Origin of the sequence: Symbiopectobacterium sp. (assembly GCF_051710365.1) — a bacterium.
In the GTDB taxonomy this organism is placed as follows: Bacteria; Pseudomonadota; Gammaproteobacteria; order Enterobacterales; family Enterobacteriaceae; genus Symbiopectobacterium.
Map to the genome: position 1 here is coordinate 1 of NZ_JBPETA010000257.1, position 3,478 is coordinate 3,478.

The following is a 3,478-nucleotide window of genomic DNA, read 5'->3' on the forward strand; positions in this document are numbered from 1 at the left end:
TTAAAGGAATATCGACGGATCGCCACACGTTATGAAAAAACGGCAAGAAACTATCTAGCAATGGTGAAACTGGGCTGCATCCGCGTGTTTTACCACCGGTTACGCAATTAAGGGACACAGCCTAGCAGAGCTGCGGGGCTGGTCGCGTATTGCTGGCGTTCAGGTGGAATACAGCCTGGTACAACGCACCGCAGAGCGAGAACTTCTACCCATGGCTGAAGCGCTGGGGCTGGCGATTACGCCGTGGTCACCGCTGGGAGGGGGGCTTCTGACGGGGAAATACCGCCAAAGCGCAGAAGGGAGACTGAAGGGGTTTGGCGGAAGATTGATACATGTCGAGCAGGATACCACCTTGCTGGATACGGTCTTTGCCATTGCACAGGAATTGAACGCGATCCCGGTGCAGGTTGCCATCGCCTGGCTGCGCTACAAAGCCGCTCGTGCCAGCACCAGCCTGATTCCTATTCTTGGTTCGCGCACACTGGCGCAATTGAACGACACGCTGCTGGCTTTGGATATCACGATGAGCGACGAGCAGGCCGCGCGGTTGGATGAGGCCAGTGCAATCGCTATGGGTACACCACACGAGCAGATTGCAGGTACGCGGCCTCGGGCGCAAGGCGGTGAGGGCGCTTACTATAACACTCCGTGGTCACCACGCGCCTGATCGGGTTATTGATGAAAGGCATCATCTATTGAGTCTTATTTTTCCATCACCTAAGATGATGCCTGACTGAAAAGGAGAACATCATGGCCCGTGTATCAAACAGCAGATGGCGCGTAATCGAGAGGAAATTATTCAGGTTTCCTCGCAGCTTTTTCGTGAACGCGGTCTGAATGGGGTCAGTGTGAACGATCTGATGGCGGCAGCGGGATTAACGCACGGTGGTTTTTATGGGCATTTTTCCTCTAAGGATGAACTGGCCGCGATTGCCAGCCGTAAGGCGCTTGATGACTCCGCCTCCCGCTGGCAGGAAATCAGGCATCAGTCACACCACCATGATGATCTTCGCACGTTGGTGGAGGCCTATCTTTCCACAACACACCGCGACGCGGCGAAGGATGGATGCCCAATAACCGCGCTAGCCAGCGATGTTGCCCGCGAGGGGGAAGCTAAACCGGTGCGCGACGTCTATTTTGATGGCGTTAAGGCAATGCTGGAAAGGTTGGCGTCTGTTTCCGATATCCGAGACGCTGAACAGCGCAGACAGCACGTGTTGGTGCAATTATCCCTGCTGTTGGGCGCGTTGACACTGGCGCGAGCCACTGCCGGAGATGCTTTGTCGGATGAGTTTCTTCTGTCGGCCAAAAACGCATTGATCGATGATGCGGTATAAACACATCTGAACCGATTCTGGTCAGATTGACGTTTGGGCAGAGACTGGCGTAGCATTCAATTACTTTTAGTAAGTATGAACACCCAGGTAAGCTTTTAATGATCACATTTCCTGTGCCACAAGCCGATATCGATCGGCAAACCCTCACCCTCTCGGAGAAACTCGATCGCGGTGATGTCTTGGCGGCAAACTGCCCTTCACGCGAGGTGCTTAAGCATCTCACCAGCCGTTGGGGTGTGTTGGTGATGATTGTGTTACTGCCGGGTACACAGCGCTTTAGCGCATTACGACGCAGCATTGAGGGCATCAGCGAGCGGATGCTGTCACAAACGCTGCAATGGCTGGAAGCCGATGGCATGGTGCATCGACACGTTTATAACACCGTTCCCCCTCACGTGGAGTACACCCTGACGCCCTTAGGGCGCGAAGCGGCGGAAAAGGTAAGCGATCTGGCTGATTGGATAGAAGTCAATTTACCGGCCATTTTGTAGGAACAGACGCCGCAGTCAGCGAAAAACCCGTTGGAATAGCCGGTCGTTTACACAAACAGTCCTGCCGAGAAGGCAGGACGAGTGACATCAGAGCGCTTTTAATGCCTCCGCCACCGACACGGACAGCGGCGTGGTAGGGCGGCCAATTAGCGCGGAGAGTTGATGTGACGCTTCATATAATCCACCTTGTGACGCACCCACATCCCACGATGCGATAGCGGCGGCGAACCCTTCCGGCAGGCCCGCGCCTTTTAGTGCAGCGGCGTAATCAGCTTCGGGAATATTTTTATAGGGAATCGGCTTGCCGCTTTGCTTGGTGACTTCAGCAGCCAGTTGCGCCAGTGTATAAGGTTCATCGCCGGCTAATTCATAGGTTTTCCCGCTGTGACCTTGCTGTGTAAGCACTACGACGGCGGCTTGCGCAAAATCTTCACGCGCGGCAGAGGCAATTTTCCCCTCTCCGGCGCTGCCATAGAAGGCTCCGTTAGCCAGCGCTGGAGCGATAGAACCGGTATAGTTTTCGGTGTACCAGCCATTGCGCAGGATAGTGTAATCAGTGCCGGACGCTTTCAGGGTTTTTTCCGTCTCAGCATGCTCTGGTGCCAGATTGAGCGGTGAAGTGTCCGCGTGCAACAAGCTGGTATACACAATGCGCTTTACGCCGCTCTTTTTCGCCGCAGCGATAACATTGGCGTGTTGTACCGCACGCTGGCCGATTTCATTACCAGAAATTAACAGCAGGGTTTCTATACCGGATAAGGCGGCTTCGAGCGTGGCTGGCTGCGTATAATCGGCCGCGCGAGCGGTGACACCCAGACTTTTGGCCTTTTCCGGACTGCGTACCAGCGCGACAATATTACTGCCCGCCGTTTTTTCTTTGAGTTTGGCGATAACTAACTGGCCTAGCTGGCCGGTGGCTCCTGTTGCGGCAATCGTCATGATCCTACTCCTTCGCCGGATGGCGTGATTGATGTGGAACTCACTATAAGGCCTTAAATAACTTTTAGTAAGTACTTACATAAATGTAAGTGCTACAATCCTGCTGACTCACCTGAGCGTGACTGATTGACTTATACCTGATATTGCATCCTGCCGGAGTCTGGTGGGAGTATAGTAGGTTCTTTGTATTTTTCTGCCCGCCGTGATTGCCGGGGCAAACCCACTGAAGTCTCGTTGTCTGTAACACGCAGATGTGGGTGTAAGGAGTATTATGATTGGTCCTCTGATTAACGGTTCCGCCATTATATTGGCGGCGTACTGGGTATTTCCCTGAGCCGTTTTATTCCCCAGCGCCTGCGCGATGGTCTTCCCCCTGCGTTTGCCATGATCTCCATTGCGATGGGGATAACCTTGGTTATCAAGGTGCACCAATTGCCGGAGGTCGCACTGGCGGTGGTGCTGGGGGTGGCATTGGGTGAACTGTTGCGATTGGAGCATGGTATACAACTTGGAGGCATCTGGATCCAACGGGTATTAAGCCGTGTTCTGCCGCCGCCACGGCACAAACTGCCGACGGACGTGTATACACCCGTCATTCCGCACCTACTTTAAGAATAAATTCGACGGTATCGCTCGCCGAGAACATCAACGATGGTCTTGTGAACAGAATTGAGGTTGGATACTTGTGGTGGTCTGTCACCAATACTGAAC

3 protein-coding genes and 3 pseudogenes are annotated in these 3,478 nt (G+C 53.7%); 5 read left to right on the top strand and 1 reads right to left on the bottom strand.

The annotated features are described in order from the left end of the window. The 4 genes and pseudogenes from ACTBDZ_RS16130 to ACTBDZ_RS16145 all read left to right on the top strand — a co-directional run. A pseudogene (locus tag ACTBDZ_RS16130) lies at positions 1-111 on the top strand (IS5 family transposase); the annotation flags it as partial. A 10-nt stretch (positions 112-121) separates the two neighbouring features. Next, a pseudogene (locus ACTBDZ_RS16135) lies at positions 122-667 on the top strand (aldo/keto reductase); the annotation flags it as partial. 106 nt (positions 668-773) lie between these two features. Further along, positions 774-1,337 carry a TetR/AcrR family transcriptional regulator gene (locus tag ACTBDZ_RS16140; RefSeq protein WP_438816062.1) on the top strand — a complete coding sequence of 188 codons (564 nt, stop codon included), beginning with the start codon at positions 774-776 and terminating at the stop codon, positions 1,335-1,337. A gap of 98 nt (positions 1,338-1,435) precedes the next feature. Beyond that, positions 1,436-1,828, top strand: coding sequence for a winged helix-turn-helix transcriptional regulator (locus ACTBDZ_RS16145; protein ID WP_438816063.1), 393 nt, complete (start codon positions 1,436-1,438; stop codon positions 1,826-1,828). Between the two features lie 87 nt (positions 1,829-1,915). On the opposite strand, the gene ACTBDZ_RS16150 is transcribed toward ACTBDZ_RS16145, so the two are convergent. Beyond that, positions 1,916-2,767 carry an SDR family oxidoreductase gene (locus ACTBDZ_RS16150; protein WP_438816064.1) on the bottom strand — a complete coding sequence of 284 codons (852 nt, stop codon included), beginning with the start codon at positions 2,765-2,767 and terminating at the stop codon, positions 1,916-1,918. A 271-nt stretch (positions 2,768-3,038) separates the two neighbouring features. Here ACTBDZ_RS16150 and ACTBDZ_RS16155 point away from each other — a divergent pair. Continuing rightward, positions 3,039-3,355: pseudogene (locus tag ACTBDZ_RS16155) on the top strand (DUF554 family protein); the annotation flags it as partial. Between the last annotated feature and the right edge of the window lie 123 nt (positions 3,356-3,478).